Origin of the sequence: Kitasatospora sp. NPDC093558, assembly GCF_040683475.1 — a bacterium.
In the GTDB taxonomy this organism is placed as follows: Bacteria; Actinomycetota; Actinomycetes; order Streptomycetales; family Streptomycetaceae; genus Kitasatospora.
Genome location: NZ_JBFBDY010001092.1, coordinates 1 through 1,576 on the forward strand (window position 1 = coordinate 1; position 1,576 = coordinate 1,576).

General features: G+C 70.0%; 2 protein-coding genes. Both read right to left on the minus strand.

Annotation, left to right across the window (positions count from 1 at the left end):
- Positions 1–738, minus strand: a 738-nt coding sequence (locus tag AB0O00_RS38770; RefSeq protein ID WP_363659377.1) for a carbohydrate ABC transporter permease, incomplete at its 3' end; no start/stop codon positions are given.
- Positions 735–1,576, minus strand: an 842-nt coding sequence (locus AB0O00_RS38775) for a sugar ABC transporter permease (protein WP_363659378.1), incomplete at its 5' end; no start/stop codon positions are given. The genes AB0O00_RS38770 and AB0O00_RS38775, both read right to left, overlap by 4 nt.

Here is a 1,576-nt window from a genome sequence, read left to right on the forward strand (position 1 = left end):
GTTCCACTGCACGCTGTAGGCGCCGATCATGTTGTCGATGCCGACGGTGAGGGGCTGGCGTTCGGGCGTGGTGGTGAGGGTGAGCCCCATGACGAACTCGTTCCAGGCCGAGATGAAGGTGAAGATCACGGCGGTGACGACGCCGGGCAGGGCCAGCGGCAGGGTGACGCGGAAGAACGCGCCGAGCCGGCTGCTGCCGTCGATCTGGGCGGCCTCCTCCAGCTCCACCGGGATGGAGGAGATGTAGGCGCTGAGGATCCAGATCGCGAACGCCAGGTTGAAGGCGGCGTTGGCGAGGACCAGCACGCCCACGCTGTCGAGGAGGCCGAGGGTGTGGAACTCCCGGTAGAGGCCGACCTGGAGCGCGGTGGGCTGGAACATCTGGGTGATCAGGACGAGCAGCAGGAACGCCTTGCGGCCGCGGAAGCGGACCCGGGCGGTGTGGTGAGCGGCGGGCAGGGCGACGAGCAGCACGAGCAGGGTGGAGCCGCCGGCGACGAGGAGGGTGGTCCGGAGGTTGGCGCCGAGGGTGGTCTCGGTCCAGACCTTGGTGAAGGAGGAGAAGTCGAAGCCGCTCGGCAGGTAGGCGTTGTCGCGCAGTTGGCCGGCGGGCCGGGCGGCCGTGACGAGCATCTCCAGGTACGGCAGGAGGAACAGGGCCGCGAGTGCCCACGCGGTGGCGGCGTACAGGGTGGTGCGGGCACGCGGGCGGCGGGTCGGCCGGGGTGGACGGTTCATCGGTTCTCCCCCTCGTTCCAGCGGCTGACCCTGAGGAAGAGCAGCACCATGACGATGACGGCGGCGAAGTTGACGACGGACATGGCGGCGGATTCGGCGACGTCGTAGCCGCGCAGCATGTACATGAACACGGTGGTCGTGGCGGTGTCGGCGTTCGGTCCGCCTTGGGTCATGCCCCAGATGACGGGGAAGGAGTTGAAGACGTTGATCAGGTTGACGACGAGGGCGACCAGGAAGGCGGGGCGCAGGAGCGGCAGCGTCACGCGCAGGTAGGTCTGGCGGGGGGTGGCGCCGTCGACGCGGGCGGCTTCGTAGACCTCGGCGGGGATGGTCTGGAGGCCGGCGAGCAGGGTGTAGGTGGTGAAGGGGAGGGAGACGAAGACGGCGACGGCGATGAGCCAGGGTTTGGCGTGGGCGGCGTCGCCGAGCCAGGCCTGGGGGCGGTCGATGAGGCCGAGGTCGAGCAGGAGGCGGTTCAGGACGCCGGCGACCTGGTCGAGCATCCAGCGGAAGCCGATGGCGGTCATGAGGACGGAGGCGGGCCAGGGGGCGATGAGGGCCCAGCGGGTGATGCGCCGGCCGGGGAAGTTCTGGTTGAACAGCTGGGCGAGGGCGAGGGAGAGGAGCATGGTCAGGCCGACGACGGCGGCCGTCCAGAGCACCGTCCAGCCGAGGACCTCGGGCAGGCGCGGGTCGGCGAGGAGTTTGCGGTACTTGACCAGGCCGGCGGGGCCGTGGTCGGTGCCGGTGGTGTCGATGCGCCGCAGCGAGGTGCGGACCATCTCCACCACCGGCCACACGACGACGGCCAGGATCAGCAGCACGGCTGACGCGATCC